We start from the raw sequence: 15484 nt of genomic DNA, 5'->3' as shown, positions 1-15484 counted from the left end.
GCGGAGTACCCAGGGGGAACAGGGATGACGGTTGGTCGAATTCTCAAGGCGGCGGGAGGCGCGGTCCTCGCTCTGGTCGTGCTGCTGGCGCTCGTGCTGCTGACGATGCGACTGGGTTGGTGGAACCCGTCCTACGAAAGCGTGAAGGCCGCGCAGGCCACGGCGCCCTCAACGTTCGAACGCATCGGCACTGCCAATCTCCACATCCGCGACGAAGGTCCGCACGACGGCCCGGTCGTGGTAATGCTCCACAGCTCGATGACGAACCTGCGCGAATGGGACGGCTGGACCGACGCGCTTAAGGACAAATATCGGGTGATCCGGTTCGACTGGCCGCCCTACGGCCTCTCTACGGACAGCGCCCCCTCCACCGGGATGCCCGGCGTGGTGACGCTGCTGGAAAAGCTGGTGGAGAAGAAGGGTGTCACGCGCTTCGCCCTTGTCGGCACATCCAGCGGGGCCACCGTCTCGACGCTCTACGCTGCGAAGTATCCCCGGAAAGTCACGGCGCTGGCGCTCTCCGCTCTGCCGCTGAAAGCCCCGCCGCCCAGTGATTTCAGCCGCCTGATGTGGGCGATGGTCTGGACCCACGAGACGCTGGTGCCTAATTACTACCCCCGCTTCTACTATCGCCGCGCACTTTCCGAGCTCTACGGAAAACCCGAACGCCTCACGGACGCAACGGTGGACTGGTACTACCAGACCAACACCCTGCCCGGCGGCTTCGCCCGTGTGAAGGACTACTACGAAACCAACAAGAAGGCGGTCTGGGCCAAGGGCGCAGGCGACGACGCCGCGCAGGTCAAGGCGCCCATCCTGCTGCAATGGGGAGACGCCGATCCGGTCCTACCGAAATACCTCGCAGCCGATGCGGTAAAGGAGTTCTCCGGCACGAAAGTGGACGTGATCCACTATCCCGATCTCGGCCACTACCCGATGCTCGAACTGCCCAGGGAAACCGCAAAGGACCTGCGCGCCTGGCTCGACCGGACGGTGACCCAATGAGCGGTCCCGATCGGACCGCGCCCGATCTGGCCGGCACTTGGGCACTCCACGGCGCCACACTCGGTCCCGACGGCAATACGCTTTACGAATGGGACGGCAGGATGACGCTCGTTCGCGGCGGTCATGCCTTCACCGTCACCATCGAAACCTGCGGCTTTAAGACTTCCCGCTCAGTGAGCTTCGCCGAGAAGCTCACGTCCCTACCCTCGGGCGAGTGGCACCTGCGCTACGGTTACGAGGCCGACCCGGAGCATTTGGCCACCGCAAGCCATAACTTTTTCGGCCTTTCGCAGCTCACCTTCGCGCCGGACCTTGCAAGCGCGCGGGGCACTTCATGCAATTACAACGGCCGATACGTCGTCATGGAACTGCAGGCCAAGCGGGAGGAACGGACGTGAGGCCGCCCCTGTTCAGGCGACTGCGTATCTGCGCTTTTTCGCTGGGCGCCCTGGCGCTGTCCCCCGCTGCCGCGCAGACCGAGCCTCCCCGACTCGACGATGCCGCCCTGCGCAGCCGTTATGCGCTGCCCGGCTCGCAGTTCGCCAAGATCGACGGGGAAAGCGTCCATTACATGGTGGAGGGCAAGGGTCCGGCGATCCTGCTGATCCACGGCTCCTACGCCAGCCTGCGCCAGTGGGACAATTGGGCCGCGAAGCTCTCGCGCCATTACCGGGTAATCCGGTACGACCAGTCTCCCGCCGGACTCTCAGGCCCTAGCCCCGCCGGCGACTATACGATCGAGCACCGTATCCGCGTGATCGACGGACTGATGGACCGGCTCAAGACAGACCGCTTCGTAATGGTCGCGACCTCCAGCGGCGGACTGCCTGCCGCCGCCTATGCCGCTGCCCAGACAAAACGGGTGCAGGCGCTGGTGCTTAACAACATCGCGGTGGGGCCGGTGAAGTTCGACCTCGACGGCCTGCCCCCCACGCTCAAGGCAACGCTGGCCGAGGACCGACTGCACCCCGGCTGGCATGCACCGGAATACTGGCGACAGATCCTGCTCGCCAACGTCGTCGATCCCGCGCGGATAACTCCCGCGCTGGTGGCGCAATGGACCGATCTCAACAGCCGCCCCTTGCGTGATCCCGCCATCGGCAAGGCGGTGGCAGCGTCCACTTCCTTCGCAAGAACGCCGGACGACTTACGGCGGATCACCGCGCCCACGCTGCTGCTCTGGTCCGCCGACGACCACGAAACCACGCTGGAGAGGGACGGGAAACAGGCGCTCGCGCTGCTTGGCAGCGCCGACAAGTCGCTCGAAGTCGTCGACAGCTGCGGCCACATGATGCCGTTCGACTGCCCGGACCGGGCTCTCGAACGCATGATGCCCTTCCTCCGCCGCACCGCCAGGTGATAGGAGAAGGCCGCGTTCCCGTGAAAGGGCGCGGCCTTCAATACCTCAGTTCAAAGGCGCCGGTCAGACCAGCACGGGTTCCGCCGCCGTAAGTTCGGCATCGCGCGTGGCCACTTTTGCACGCAGCAACGGGATAAGGTCGCGCCCGATGGCGATCACGTCTTCCACCGGATCGAAACCGCGCAGGATGAACGCCGAAACCCCGGCATCGTAATAGTCCATCAACGCGTCGGCGAGCTGGGCAGGCGTGCCGACCAAGGTGCCCGAATTGCTCTGCCCGCCGCGAAGCTGGTTAATGCCGTTCCAGAAGCACTTCTCCAACCTGTCGCCGCGCGCGGCGAGTTCGGCAGTGCGCTTGAACCCGTCGGCCTTCACGGCGGCAGTATTCGGCGCCAGCTTGCCCATGTTGGCGGCCACCGCCTCGCGGATCGCGTCGGCCCGCGCCCAGGCCGCTTCCTCGCTATCGGCAATGACGATGCGGATCGACATCAGGAAGCGCGGGGAGCGGCCATGCGGCGCGGCAGCCTCGCGCACCTTGGCGACCACTTCGGTCATCCCTGCAACCGTATCGGAGAGCGTGGCGAAAGTATCGCAATACTCGCCCGCCACTTCGAGCGCCGCCGGGCTCATGCCGCCGAAATAGACCGGCACCGTGCCCTGCGTCGGCTTGATCGCGGCAAAACCGCCATTGAAGTGAAACCACTTGCCCTCATGATCGACCGGCTTTTCGCTGGTCCATATCCGGCGCAGCACCGAGATATATTCCTTCGCGCGGTCGTAGCGCTCCAACTTGGTCCGATAGTCGCCGTCGGCCTGCGTTTCCTCGTCGCTGGCAGCGGTAATGATATGGACGCCGACGCGGCCCGGCATCAACCGGTCGAGCGTCGCCAGCATCCGCGCGGCCATGGTCGGCGGAATGAAGCCCGGCCGGTGCGCAAGCATAACGCCGAGCCGGCTCGTGTTTGCGGCGACATATCCAGCGATGGTGAAATTGTCGGGCATGATCGCGGCATTTGCGACCAACACCTTGTCATAGCCCCATGCATCATGGAGCCGCGCCATTCGCGCTATGCCTTCGGGATCGAAAGTCTCGAAGGAAACGGGATGGGTTTCGCTCGAAATGTTGTGGTTGAGCAGACCGTTGATCTCGACCGGCATGAGGCTCGAGGCCCTCCCTGATAGTGCTGAAGGCGGAAGTCTATGCCCGGCTGTATCGGCCGAAAGTCGCCTTTTTTGTTATCCGGCAGGTGGCACGAAGCTGTCTCACCTGCCGGAAACGGTCACTTGGTAGCCGAGCAAGCGTACCAGCTGCCGATCATCGCCCGGCCCTCGGGATGGCCTTCGGTGAAGAAGTCCCCCCGATCGGGCTTGAGGAAGAACGTGCCCTTGCGGTACCCGACCAGCACGTCCGCGGCATCGAACCCAGCGTCCAGGGCAACCTTCAGCCAGTCGGTACGAGCGAGCGACGTCATGAAGGGTTCGTTGTTGTAGTGACTCTCGAAGTCGCAGCGCATCTGGTCCCAGAGCGACAGATGCTCATGGCGGGGCGGCACGTCCACGTGGCACATGATTCCGCCCTTGCGCAACAGGCGGTGGCTCTCCTTGAAGATGCCCCGCATGCCCTTGGCCGAGGTCTCATGGAGCACAGCCGAGGAGCAGACGAGATCGAAGCTCTCATCCTCAAAGTCGGTATGCTCGGCGTCCTGCTGGCTGAAGTGGATCGCCGTGCCCATCGCCTCGGCGCGGGCATGGCCGTAGCGCAGCATCGGCGCACCCACGTCGAGGGCATAGACTTCCGCGTCTGGGAAAGCCTGCGCGATCGCCACCGTCGAGTGGCCGACCGAGCAGCCGAGGTCGAGGATGCGCCGGGGCTTGAAGTCAGGATAGAAGTCCTGGAGATGGCTGGCGAGCGTGTGTCCGCGCCCGTCGTTCTTCCAGCCGCCGTTGAGGTTGCGCAAGTAGGTGGAAGCGAAGCGGTCGTAGAGCGCGCCGGCCCGGAAATCGCCTTCTGCGGTATCGACCGTGTAGCTGCCCGGCATACGGTGATGATCGAAGGACGAGATGTAGCGCGGAATGACAAGATCCGGGTTCAGGCGCAGGCTGCCCTTGGGGTCTGCCACTTGCGCCTCGACCTTTGCCGAAAGCTCGTCGAACTGGCGGTCGATTGCACCGTCGAGCGAAAGCCAGATGCGGTCCTGGTAGAAAAGCGAGAGCGTCAGCCAGTACTGGTGCAGCGGATGGGCTTCCAGCGCTCCGCGAACCTGGGTGCTGGAGGTTGGCTTGCTGCCGGTCTTCTTCTCGATCTCGGGAACGATAACTTCGTCCAGCAGACGACGATCGAGCGGGTCCATGTTCTGGCTGGTCCAGGCGCGCATGGCGAGGAAGTGGTCTTCCATTGCCTGCTCGTCATGGTTGGACTGCGGCATGACCGCATGACCGAAATGTTCCTGGCGGTACTGTTCCATGTCTTCGCGCTCCCCTTCCGGGTCAAAGTTTCTGGTTTGTCGCATTTTCCGGGTCATCAGGTGATTCCACCTGATTAGAAAACGCTCTAATCGCGGGTCACGGCGTCAAGGACGCCTTCATAGTCGTGCTGGTCGGCCAGTGCCTCTGGCATCAGCTTGTCGCGGGCAGTGCCCAGCACGCGTTCGTAGATCCCTTGCCGATAGGCGCCGCGATAGGCGCGCGCTTCGGCGTCCGGGGCGAATGTGTCGATGTCTGCGGGGCCGTGCAAGCCTGCAGCCTTCAGCAGGCGCTCGTTCGCGTCGAGCCGGTCCTTGAGCACGACGACCTCGCCCAACAGCGCAAGCACTAGCCCCGCGAGGGCGTCTACCGTCTCGCTTTCGAAAACCACCGGCTGGCTGCCCTTCGACCGCGCCTTGCGGTCAAGGTTCATGCGCTCTGCCATCGTCACGTCACTCCATCAGTTCGAAACGGAACACCTTGCCGGTACGGGCAACGATGTCCTTCTTGTCGAGATCGGGGCCATGGGCCTCTTCGGTCGCAGCGTCCTTTGCCTTGAGGTCGTAACCGGTCTGGCTGGAGAGGACCACGACGAGGTCGGTCCCGTCTTCCACCGCGAAGGGAAACTCGTGCCAAGTGCCAAGGTGCATGGCGAATCCCGCCGTCCCGTCGAAACGGAAGGCGCGGACTTGCGAAAGGTCGGGCAGCTCGCCATCGCTCGGTGGTGCCATGACCGCCACGAAAGGTTTGCCGCCAAGCGGCAGGAAAGCCTGCGTGTGCTGGAAATGACGCTCCAGGTAGCGCACTTCGCCGGGGCGCCGATCCATCTGCGCCAGCGTGACTTCCACCGGATGTTCGCAGAGGAAGCGGGCCGGATAACTCATTTTCACCGCGCCCTTGTAGAAATCGACCGAAACCGGCTTTACCGGCGCATCCCGGCCGATCACCGCGCCGAACAGCGCCAGCGCCTGGGGCGTGGCGGGTTCGACCGCAAGCTCGATCACGGTGCATTCCCGCGTGGAAAAGCCGGTTTGCGTGGTCATGGATACCTCTGCCGCCGTTGTCCGCCAGATCATGCATGCCGGGAAGAGGATTCGAGCGGGGATCGAACTGTTTGATCGCTGGCCGGATAGCCGCAGGGTGGATAGGCTGGTGCCGGCCGGTCGCGAGGCTGGCGGGAATGGTCAAGTCTAGCGGACTATGTGGAAAATTCGGGTATTCTGATGAGCAGCGCGATTGTCGAGGAACAAGTGGTTTCGGCCTTGGTGAAGGCACTGGGAGCCGATGCCGTGATCCATGAGGGCGAAGCGCTCGCCTACTTCTCGAACGACGTCTATCGCGGCGGTGCCGCGCCCAAGGCGATTGTCCGCCCAGCCGATGTGAAAGCGCTTCAAGAAACCGTGCGCATCTGTGCGGCAGCCGGGACCGCCATGGTTCCGCGCGGCGGCGGCGCCTCCTATACCGATGCCTATCTCCTGCCCGAGGGCGGCCATGTCTTGATCGACACCGGCGCGCTCGACACGATCGAGATCGACGAACGCAACGCCGTGGTCACTGTCGGCGCGGGGGTCACGTGGATGGCGCTCAAGACCGCGCTGGACGCCAAAGGTCTGCGCACGCCGTTCTGGGGGCCTTTTTCCGGCATCGCCGCCACCGTGGGCGGCAGCATGAGCCAGAACACGCTGAGCCACGGCAGCACTGCGCACGGCATCTCGGCACAGTCGGTCCTATCGATGGACGTGGTGTTGGCGAGCGGGGAAATGCTCTCGACCAGCGCCAGTTCTGCCATGCGCTTCTACGGGCCGGACCTCACCGGCCTGTTCACGGGCGACTGCGGGATTTTCGGCATCAAAGCGCGCATTCGCCTGCCGCTGCTGCCGGTCCTGCCGCATTTCGAATGCCTGAGCTTCGCGTTCGAAAGCTTCGCGGACTATCACGCCGCCTCGCGCGAGGCGGCCATGGCGCGGCTGGACGATTCGCACTTCGGCCTCGATCTTGCCCTGTCGCAAGGGCAGATCGGCCGCCAGGACGGCATGGGCGCGCGCCTTAAGATCGCCGCCGAAGTTATGCGCAAAGCACCGGACAAGATGAAGGGACTTGCCCAGCTCGTTCGGATGGCGCTGGCGGGCGAGAACCCGATGCGCGCGGGCGCTTACATGTGCCACTTCATCATTGAGGGGTTCGACGCCGATGAGGCGGCGCATAAGGCGAAGATCCTGCGCCGGATGCTGGCCCGGCACGGCCGCGAGATCGCAAATTCGATCCCGACTTTCGTCCACTCGGTGCCCTTCGCGCCGCTGTTCAACGTGCTGGGTCCGGGCGGCGAGCGCTGGGTGCCGATCCACGGCGTACTCGCCCACGACCAGGCCGTGCCATTCGACGCCGCGTTCAAGGAACTGATCGGCGGACGCAAGGCGGAAATGGACCGCCTCGGCATCTGGACCGGCACGATGTTCTCCCCGGTCGGCGCCGCCGGCTTTCTTTACGAAGTGGCGCTGTACTGGCCCGACGACCGCACCGCCTATCACCACACGTTATTGGGCGAGGAATACCTCTCCCGGCAACCGCAGTTCCCCGCCAACGCGGAATCGCGCGCTTATGCGGACGATCTCAAGCAGGCGATTGTCGCTCTGATGCAGGAATACGGCGCCGGGCACTTCCAGCTCGGCCGGGCCTATCCCTATCGTCAGCGGTTATCTCCCCAGGCGCTCTCCCTATTGAGCGCGGTAAAGAGGGAACTTGATCCGAAGGGACTGATGAACCCCGGCGCGCTAGGGTTCTAAAAGGGCTGAAATTACGAAAACGCCCCGGAAAGCGCTTTCCGGGGCGTTCAAGAAATGGGAACGGGCCTCAGCGCTTCATGAGGCGCGCCGGCAGGGCTTGCGTCACCAGCCTGTCGAGACGGCGGCGTGCCTTTGCGCTACCTGCGCCGAAGCCTTCGAGAAACAGCGCAGCATGCTCGACCGCCAGCTTCAGGGCTACAAGTTGCGGCGGTCCCGGCTGCGAGAAATCGCAAATGGCGCCGCCGAAGTAATGGTTGGCCCCTTCGAGCACGAGGCCATAGCGATCGCCCCCCGCCGCGGCGGCAGTGAACGGCGCGAGGTGGCCCTTCCAGCCATCGGCGGCCATGCCCTGCATCAGGTCCAGCGTACCCGTCTGGACCAGCGCGGGCACCGACAGCGCACCGTACCCCGACTCGGTCACGAGAACCGGGATCGGCGGCGGGGGCGAGAAGGCGATCACCGCCCTTGCAAGGCGCGGCACCAGCGGTGCTTGCAGCCCTTCCGGCAAGACCGGCTGCGCACCGCCCAGCATCGTGGCAACGAGGCCGCCGTAGGAATGTCCCGCCGCCACGAACGGTGCTTCGCCGATATGGGAAACGAGCGCGCGCATGTCCTCGACCCGCGCCTTCCAGCTTGCCAGCCCGGGGTACTGTGCGGTTTGCGGATGCTCGCGCGAATCGACGTGAAGCGGAGCGAGCACCTGCCACCCCGCTGCGACCCAGGGCCCTATGATCGGATCGTAGTATGCAGGGGCCGATCCTGCCCCGTGCGAGAACAGGATCACCCCGCGCGAAGTGCCCTGCGGCCGCCATTCGCTGATGGAAACCGCGCGGCCTTCCGGCGTCTTCAGCTCGATGACCGCAGGCTGCGGCATTGGCCTTGGCGGCAAGGCCGCCAGCGCGCGTCCGGCCACGGCCAGTCCGGCCGCCGCGACGCAACCCGCCAGCAGCGACCTGCGCGACATTGCAAGGCCGGTCCCCACGATCCGCGTCACGATCAGGGCGCCGGCTTTTTGAGGTAGGCGATCACGGCCTTGCGGTCTTCGGGCTTGGGAAGGCCGGCAAAGACCATCGAGGTGCCGGGAACCACACTGGCCGGACGGGTCAGCCACTTGTCGAGCGTGGCATCGTTCCAGGTCACGCCGGACTTGGACATGGCCGCCGAATAGCGGAAGCCCTTCACCGCGCCGGACTTCTTGCCGACCACGCCCGACAGATTCGGCCCCACTTTGTTCGCGCCGCCGGCATTCACTGTGTGGCATGCCATGCAGCGCATGAAGATGCGCTTGCCGGCTGCGGCATCGGTCGCCGGCGGCCCGGCCGAAACGCTTGCCGGAACCGCCGCCATGGCAGCGAAGGCGGCCGCGGCCAATGCCGGATGGATGATCTGTCTGGTCATGTCTAACTGCCTACCCTTTGGAATGCGTCATTGTCGCTCCGGCCAGGATATCCGGACGCCATCTCTGCTTGGAAGGCTGCCCATCGGGTCCGCCGGGGCCCGTTTTTTCCAGTCATCCCCGAGCCTAGTCTTAAACGCGAACTCTACCCGATGCGCGGCGCCGATTATCCGCCTTGCGGACAGGCCGTTCAGCGATGCGCCTTGAGCCAAGCCGACGCACGAAGGGCCGCATTGGCGCGAATGTCCGCATAGAAAAGTGCAAAATCGTAATAGTGAAGGCTTCCGCCTGCCATCGGCCTGATATCGAGCCCCGGCGCCGGATAAGTCACGGCAAGCCCCTGTTCGCACCGCACGGCTACCGCGCCGGGTCGCAGCGGCTTCATCGCGCCCAAACCGGGCTCGCCCGGAACCGCGCCGCGTGCCTGCGCTGAAAGCGCTGCGGGGCGGGACCGGTCGAAAGTCACTGGGTTGATGCAAAGCGGGCGCTTGCCCGGAACGTCGCCATATCTGTCGACGAAGGACTTTTCGTATGCGGCGATGATAGGCGCAAGGTTCGCGCCCGCGGCGACCGCGTTCCATTGCAACGCGCATCCGGTCTGCGCAGGCCTATCGCAAACGGGGACGTGCCTGTACCGCAGGCCGAACTCGCCTTCCGAAAGATTGATGCCCACGATGTAAGCCGCCACCATACGCTGCTGCAGGGGCGTGCCGTCGATCCGCCGTTCCAGCAGGTCCGCGATGTGCTTGGCGCCCTGGCTGTGCCCGGCGATGATGAAGGGCCGCCCCTGGCTGACATGGGCGAGGAACCAGTCGAACGCCCGCTCTACGTCGGAATAGGCTAGTGCGAAGGCGGCATCCCGGTGGGCGGGCTCCATCAGCGCCTTGTAGCTGGCCGCCCGGTATCGCGGCGCCCAGATCCGGCAGCAGGCCCCGAACGCGCTGGCTTGCCGGGCCACCGCGCTCTCGTCCGTCCAAGTGCTGGCCGCGGCGTCGGCAGGGTCCTGGTTCCACGCAGTCTGGCTGCGGAAGGTGGTGGGATGCACATAGAAGACATCCACCTCCGCAGACTGCGCGACCGGCGCGGCGCCCTCGGGCAAGGCCGCCGCCGGGCCGGGACCAGCGGGACCGGCGGCCCAGGCCCCGGCGACAGCGTAATCGGGTGCGGTGGGCGCAAGTGCGGCGATGTCATCCTGCGGTGCGGCCCGGGCCGGACCTGACCAGCACATCACCACCGCCATGAGGCCTGCTGCGGTTTTTGCCGCCGACTTTGCCGCCAGCTTTCTCCGCGGCGCTGCCGCCCGGCCGCGCTCACCCATCGGCGGGCAACCGGTAGCGCGAGAACACCAGAAGGCTGACGAGCTGGGTTCCGGCCGGGATCAGGCTGTAAAGCAGGACGATGCCGGTAATCGCATGGGGCGTCTGCGTCACTGCTCCCCCGGTCGAGGATACGAAGCCGAACGCACTCATCACAAGGCCTGCGACGACCGGCCCTAGCGCGAAGGAGAGCTTTTCCATGGCCGAGAACAGTCCGGCGAAGACGCCTTCGTTGGCAATGCCCTTGCGGCGGCGTTCATAATCGATCGTATCGGTGAGCATCGAGAGCGAGAGCATGACGAACGCCGAGTTCACCACGCCGATCACCGCGCCGCGCACTAGCACCAGGACGTGCTGCGTGCCCAACGGGCCGACGCCGGGAATGTTCACCAGCACGTCGGTGGCCGGATGGACGAAGAACCAGGTAACCGTTACCATCGCCCATGCGGCTGAAGCGACGATGTAAGTGCGCTCCTTGCCCCAGCTGCGCGACAGCGTGAGCCAGAAAGGCTGCGCAAGAATGCCTGCGATCGCCATGACGAGGATGAACAGCGGCACGATCCAGATCGCCTGGATCGCATAGAGATAGATGAAGCCGATCACGGTATAGCCCGAAGCCTGCCCGATATTCTGGATCAGGCAGGTTGCCAGCAGCACAAGATAGGGGCGGTTGCCCTTGATCGCGCCAAGCTGGCTCAGGAGGCTGCCGGGCGCGGCATCGTCGCGGATCATCGGCACGCGGGCGAGACCCAGCGCAGTCACAAGCATCGTGCCGAGGCACACCGCGCCCAGCACCAGCGCCATGACCGTCCAGCCATGCGCGCCGCCGCCCAGCGCATAGATCAGCGGCTGCGCCACACCCACGCCCACCAGAACGCCGAGCGTCGAGAAGATCATGCGCCATACCATGATGCGGGTGCGCTCGTGCGGATCATGCGACAGCGCCGCCGCAATCGCGAGATAGGGCACGGAGAACATCGAGAAAGCTGTGGACGCGAGGAAGAACAGGAAGCAGGTGATCGCCGCCGAGAGCAGCGGGCTGGAACTCTGGGTCAGCGTGAACAGCGCCACGAAGCCAAGGCTCGTAAGAACCGCTCCGGCGACGAGGAAGGGCGCGCGCCCGTGCTTCCCGCGCAGCCGATCCGACCAGGCACCGACCAGCGGATCGCAGACGATCAGCCAGAGCTTGGGGATGAGCACGACCAGCCCCGCCAGCCAGGCCTCAACGCCGAGCATGGTGGTCAGGAACAGCGGCAGCAGCACCGCCGGAGTATCGCGGAATATCTGCGCCCCGAGCTGACCGGTGCCATAGCGCAACAGGACGGAGGTGCCGACCCTGTCGTCGTGCCCCGCGGATGCATGCGGGAGAATTGTCTGCTCGATCATGGTGGCCATGCGCTTCCCGAATCTTGTTATTGCTGCACTGCAACATGCGACAGAGCGCGGGCTCCGTCCATGGCATATTGATGCCATTGAGCTTTGCCGCATCGCGGCAATTGCGCGGTTTATCCACCAGACGGACGTAGCGGTCCGCTGCGTGGACACCCTTCGGCGGCGAACCATGCTGGCCGCGAAGCCCCGAACTTCGGGGCTACCGGCCCTCTTCTGGAGAACTTTCGCGATGATTTCCCGTTTGCTCGCCTGTACAGCCGTCTCACTGGTTATTGCCGCACCTGCACCCGCCGCCGAACGCGACAGCCGCGCCATCCACCTTGCGGCCGCACGGAAGCGCGCGGCCGAAACGGTCTCCCGGATGTCCGCTCAGGAAAAGGTGGTCATCACGCACGGCATCATGCCCCTGCCCGGCGGCGGCCCGAAAGTGGATATCCCGCCCGAAGCGATCATTGGCGCGGGCTACATTCCCGGCGTCGGCCGGCTCGGCATTCCGCCCTTGCGGGAAACCGACGCCAGCCTCGGCGTGAGCTGGGTGATGGGCGCGCGCAAGGACTGGTCCACCGCCCTGCCCTCGGCCGTGGCGCAGGCGGCAAGCTGGAACCCTGCACTGGTCGAGCGCGGCGGCGCGATGATCGGCGCGGAAGCGCGGGCCAAGGGCTTCAACGTCCTCCTTGCCGGCGGCGTGAACCTTGTCCGCGATCCGCGCAACGGCCGGACTTTCGAATACTTCTCGGAAGACCCGCTCCTGTCCGGCGTGCTGGCGGGCGCGGCGATCCGGGGCGTGCAATCCAACCATATCATCTCCACCATCAAACACTTCGCGCTCAATGGGCAGGAAACCGGCCGCAAGTACGTGGACGTGAAGATCGCGCCCGCTGCCGCACATGAAAGCGACCTGCTGGCCTTCCAGATCGGCATCGAACAGGGCCAGCCGGGCTCAGTCATGTGCGCCTACAACCGCGTTCACGGGGCGCAGGCCTGCGCCAGCGATTGGCTGCTTAACAATGTGCTGAAGCAAGAATGGGGCTACAAGGGCTTCGTCATGTCGGACTGGGGGGCCGTGCCCTCGATCGACGCGGCGATAAACGGGCTCGACCAGCAGTCAGGCGACCAACTCGATCCAGGCGTGTTCTTTGGTGCGAAGCTGGCCGAAAAGGCCGCATCTGAGCCGGCATGGGCCGCACGGCTCGACGACATGAACACCCGTATCCTGACCGCCGTCTACGCCACCGGGCTGGACAGCCATCCCGCCGAGCCCGGGGGCGCGATAGATTGGGCCGCACATGCCGCGATCGCCGAGGACGTGGCGAAGCAGGGCATCGTCCTGCTGAAAAACGACGGTCATGTGCTGCCGCTGGCCAGGAACGCGAAGTCCATCGCGGTCATCGGCGGCTATGCCGACGGCGGCGTGCTTTCCGGCGCCGGGTCGAGCCAAGTCATGGGCGAAGGCGGCCCGGCCGTGAAGCTGCCCGTGGCGGGTTCCGGCGTCTGGGCCGGGTTCATCTCGGAATCCTACCATCGCTCCAGCCCAATGGCGGCGATTAAGGCACAGGCGCCGGGCGCCACCGTGCTCTACCGCCAGGGCCAGTACATCAAGGATGCGGCCGAACTTGCCGCTCGCTCGGAAGTGGCCATCGTGTTCGCCACCCAGTGGATGACCGAAGGGCTGGATGTACCTGACCTGTCGTTGCCGCGCGGACAGGATGCGCTGATCGAGGCAGTCGCCGCCGCCAATCCAAATACCATCGTCGTACTTGAAACCGGCGGCCCGGTGAAGATGCCCTGGCTGAGCAAGGTCAGCGGCGTGATCGAGGCCTGGTATCCCGGCGCGCGCGGCGGCGAGGCGATCGCTTCGGTGCTGTTCGGCGAAACCAACCCCTCGGGCCGCCTGCCAATCACTTTCCCGTCCGACGAGAGCCAGCTTCCCCGCCCCCGCCTGGACGGCAGCGACTGGGTGGAACCGGACTTCGGCGGAAATCCCAAGGGCGGCAAGGACAAGCTGCCGGCAGACTACGACATCGAAGGTTCGGACCTCGGCTATCGCTGGTTCGCGCGCAAGGCGGAGAGGCCGCTGTTCCCCTTCGGCCACGGCCTCAGCTATACCTCGTTCGCGCAAGGCAAGCCGGTTATCAGGGGTTCCGCTGTGCGCGTGACCGTGACCAATACCGGCGCGAGGGCCGGCGCGGATGTGGTCCAGCTCTACCTGACCGACCGCGCGGGAGAGATAAAAAGCCGCCTCGTCGGCTTCGGCCGCGTGGAACTGGCGCCGGGCGCCGCCGGCGAAGTGGCGATGACAATCGACCCGCGCCTGCTGGCGGACTGGAAGGATGGCAGCTGGACGATCCCGGCGGGCCGCTACGCTTTTGCGGTGGGCACGGATGCCGAGCACCTGGGTGCGCCGGTGACGGTGATGATGAAGGCACGCCGTTGGAAGGACTGAAGGTTTTGGCCCGAAGGCGGGCTCTGTAGCGCAAAGGCGGCGGGGCTGGCCTTTAGCGGAACAGGCGCGGGGCGAAATCGGCAAGATAGCGCCGCCAGTTCACCCATTCGTGGCCGCCGCCGGTTTCGTGATAGACGTGCGCGATGTGGTACCGAACAAACAGCGCGCGCGTCGGCGCGACTGTTTCGTGAAGGAAATCCTCTTTGCCCATCGCAAAGTAAACAAGCTTGAGTTCCTTCGCGCTGCGTTTCAGTTCGGCATCGTATTTGGCAGCGAAAGTCTCCGCGCCGTTGAAGGCGCCGCCCTTGCTCAGCCCCATTGAAAATATGCCGATCCAGCGGAACTGGTCCGGGTGCGTCAGCCCGTTTCGCAGGGTATGCGATCCGCCCATCGACAAACCCGCCATGGCCCGCGCCTCGGGACGGGCGTCGCTGCGGTAACCGGAATCGACATAGGGGATCAGGTCGCCCATCAGGTCGGCGCCGAAGTCGGGGTTGTCGAGCGTCATCACCCCTTCGCGCAGCGGGGTATGCCCGTCCGGCATGACAACGATCATCGGCAAGACTTTTCCGGCGGCGATCAGGTTGTCCAGGATCGCGTTGGCCCGGCCCACGCTGGTCCAGCTGTCGTCACTGTCGCCCGCACCGTGAACAAGATAGAGTACGGGATACTTGCGGCCGTTCTTCATGTAGCCGGGCGGCGTATAGACATGGGCGCGGCGGGCAATTCCCAGCGATTTCGACCAGTATTCGATAGTTGATACCGCGCCATGCGCGATTTGCGGGTTCGTCGTCTGGAAATCGCCTTCGGGGCCGCGCACCTCAAAAGTCGAATTGATGCCCTTGAGCTCCTCGGAGAAGGTCCTGCCGAGAGGATCGACGATCTTTACTCCGTCCACGCGGAACGCGAAGCGATAAGTGTCCGCTGGCACCGGCCCGGGGGTGGTGACGGTCCAAAGGCCGGTCGCTTCTCTCGCCATGGCAAGACCCTGCGGCGTACCGGTCGGGAAGCCAATGGGAATGACCGTCGCGATATCGGTGCTGGTCAACAGCACTTCCGACGCATTTGGCGCGCAGAGGCGGAAGGTCACGCGCCGATCGGGAAGCTGCTCCACCGACTTGTAGGGCGCGGGGCCGGAGTAGAACGGCGGCATCACACAAGTGGAGGGATCGAGCCTGGGCGACTGCATCTGCGCCGTCGCCGGCAGCGCCGCCGCGAAGGCGGATAAGACCGCCAGCAGCGCAGCGGAGGAGGCTATCTTGCGGCGAAGCATGCAGAAATCCTTTCGCGGACACAGCGAGCGCTGCTGCCACGAAAGGTCGTTGT

At 65.1% G+C, this 15484-nt stretch carries 14 protein-coding genes; 5 read left to right on the top strand and 9 right to left on the bottom strand.

All coding sequences use genetic code 11. The annotated features are described in order from the left end of the window. Positions 1 to 24: 24 nt before the first annotated feature. Genes AC1VV3_RS25505 through AC1VV3_RS25495 form a run of 3 tightly spaced genes read left to right on the top strand, consistent with a single transcriptional unit; the run spans position 25 to position 2365 of the window. Positions 25 to 1005: an alpha/beta fold hydrolase gene (locus tag AC1VV3_RS25505; protein WP_465128487.1), complete on the top strand. Its 981-nt coding sequence runs from the start codon at positions 25 to 27 to the stop codon at positions 1003 to 1005. Next, positions 1002 to 1403 carry a Cap15 family cyclic dinucleotide receptor domain-containing protein gene (locus AC1VV3_RS25500; protein WP_482963252.1) on the top strand — a complete coding sequence of 134 codons (402 nt, stop codon included), beginning with the start codon at positions 1002 to 1004 and terminating at the stop codon, positions 1401 to 1403. The genes AC1VV3_RS25505 and AC1VV3_RS25500 overlap by 4 nt, the downstream gene beginning before the upstream one ends. Then, positions 1400 to 2365, top strand: a complete 966-nt coding sequence (locus AC1VV3_RS25495) for an alpha/beta fold hydrolase (protein ID WP_482963251.1) — start codon at positions 1400 to 1402, stop codon at positions 2363 to 2365. The genes AC1VV3_RS25500 and AC1VV3_RS25495 overlap by 4 nt, the downstream gene beginning before the upstream one ends. Positions 2366 to 2428: 63 nt before the next feature. On the opposite strand, the gene AC1VV3_RS25490 is transcribed toward AC1VV3_RS25495, so the two are convergent. The 4 genes from AC1VV3_RS25490 to AC1VV3_RS25475 form a co-directional block, all read right to left on the bottom strand. Further along, positions 2429 to 3523, bottom strand: a complete 1095-nt coding sequence (locus AC1VV3_RS25490) for an LLM class flavin-dependent oxidoreductase (RefSeq protein WP_482963250.1) — start codon at positions 3521 to 3523, stop codon at positions 2429 to 2431. Between the two features lie 122 nt (positions 3524 to 3645). Beyond that, on the bottom strand, positions 3646 to 4830 hold the full coding sequence (locus AC1VV3_RS25485) for a class I SAM-dependent methyltransferase (protein WP_465128491.1): 1185 nt from the start codon (positions 4828 to 4830) through the stop codon (positions 3646 to 3648). Between the two features lie 86 nt (positions 4831 to 4916). Then, positions 4917 to 5261: a hypothetical protein gene (locus AC1VV3_RS25480; protein ID WP_482963249.1), complete on the bottom strand. Its 345-nt coding sequence runs from the start codon at positions 5259 to 5261 to the stop codon at positions 4917 to 4919. Positions 5262 to 5280: 19 nt separating this feature from the next. Then, positions 5281 to 5871, bottom strand: a complete 591-nt coding sequence (locus AC1VV3_RS25475; RefSeq protein ID WP_482963248.1) for an ureidoglycolate lyase — start codon at positions 5869 to 5871, stop codon at positions 5281 to 5283. Between the two features lie 180 nt (positions 5872 to 6051). Here AC1VV3_RS25475 and AC1VV3_RS25470 point away from each other — a divergent pair, with 180 nt between their 5' ends. Beyond that, positions 6052 to 7611 (top strand): FAD-binding oxidoreductase, encoded by a 1560-nt coding sequence (locus AC1VV3_RS25470; RefSeq protein WP_482963247.1) that lies wholly within the window; start codon positions 6052 to 6054, stop codon positions 7609 to 7611. A gap of 67 nt (positions 7612 to 7678) precedes the next feature. Here AC1VV3_RS25470 and AC1VV3_RS25465 read toward each other — a convergent pair whose 3' ends face one another. From AC1VV3_RS25465 to AC1VV3_RS25450, 4 genes are all read right to left on the bottom strand, one after another. Continuing rightward, complete coding sequence (locus AC1VV3_RS25465; protein WP_482963246.1) at positions 7679 to 8575, bottom strand: alpha/beta hydrolase family protein; 897 nt, start codon at positions 8573 to 8575, stop codon at positions 7679 to 7681. Between the two features lie 32 nt (positions 8576 to 8607). Then, positions 8608 to 9009 carry a c-type cytochrome gene (locus tag AC1VV3_RS25460; RefSeq protein WP_482963245.1) on the bottom strand — a complete coding sequence of 134 codons (402 nt, stop codon included), beginning with the start codon at positions 9007 to 9009 and terminating at the stop codon, positions 8608 to 8610. Positions 9010 to 9197: 188 nt separating this feature from the next. Then, the gene (locus AC1VV3_RS25455) at positions 9198 to 10247 is read right to left on the bottom strand and encodes a DUF3089 domain-containing protein (RefSeq protein ID WP_482963244.1); all 1050 of its coding nucleotides are present in this window, start codon (positions 10245 to 10247) and stop codon (positions 9198 to 9200) included. Positions 10248 to 10317: 70 nt separating this feature from the next. Further along, a complete protein-coding gene (locus AC1VV3_RS25450) occupies positions 10318 to 11718 on the bottom strand; it encodes an MFS transporter (protein WP_482963243.1) in 1401 nt (466 codons plus the stop codon). A 226-nt stretch (positions 11719 to 11944) separates the two neighbouring features. Between AC1VV3_RS25450 and AC1VV3_RS25445 the strand changes: the two genes are divergently transcribed. Continuing rightward, the gene (locus tag AC1VV3_RS25445; protein WP_482963670.1) at positions 11945 to 14158 is read left to right on the top strand and encodes a beta-glucosidase family protein; all 2214 of its coding nucleotides are present in this window, start codon (positions 11945 to 11947) and stop codon (positions 14156 to 14158) included. A 52-nt stretch (positions 14159 to 14210) separates the two neighbouring features. Here the strand turns inward: AC1VV3_RS25445 and AC1VV3_RS25440 are convergent, their stop codons facing one another. Beyond that, positions 14211 to 15431 carry an alpha/beta hydrolase gene (locus AC1VV3_RS25440; RefSeq protein ID WP_482963242.1) on the bottom strand — a complete coding sequence of 407 codons (1221 nt, stop codon included), beginning with the start codon at positions 15429 to 15431 and terminating at the stop codon, positions 14211 to 14213. Positions 15432 to 15484 lie beyond the last annotated feature (53 nt).

It is taken from the genome of Novosphingobium sp. BL-S-34 (assembly GCF_056857015.1).
The sequence above is the reverse complement of the archived record's forward strand: the minus strand, read 5'-3'. Positions and strand labels throughout refer to the sequence as shown.